General features: G+C 60.8%; 1 protein-coding gene. It reads left to right on the top strand.

All coding sequences use genetic code 11. The annotated features are described in order from the left end of the window. Nucleotides 1-286: sugar phosphate isomerase/epimerase family protein (locus AF337_RS05800; RefSeq protein ID WP_152970925.1), on the top strand; the 286-nt coding region annotated here is incomplete at both ends.

The raw sequence follows: 286 nt of genomic DNA, 5'->3' as shown, positions 1-286 counted from the left end.
CCATGGTCATCGAGAACATCGAGGACAAGGATCCGCATATTCGCGTGGCGCTTGCCGAAAGCTTCCAATCGCCTGCCGTCGCGGTCTCGATCGATACCGGCCACGCCCATTATGCCCACGGCTATACCGGTGCTCCGCCGGTCGATTATTACGTCAAGGCCGCCGGCAATTTCTTGCAGCATGTCCACCTGCAGGACGCCGACGGATATGCCGATCGCCATTGGAGCCTCGGCGAAGGCTCGATCCACTGGCATGCCGTGTTCGCGGCCCTTGCCAAGCTCGAAAG

It is taken from the genome of Rhizobium ecuadorense (genome assembly GCF_001187535.1).
GTDB classification, from domain to species: Bacteria; Pseudomonadota; Alphaproteobacteria; order Rhizobiales; family Rhizobiaceae; genus Rhizobium; species Rhizobium ecuadorense.
Note: the sequence above shows the minus strand (reverse complement) of the source record. Positions and strands in the feature narration are given on the sequence as shown.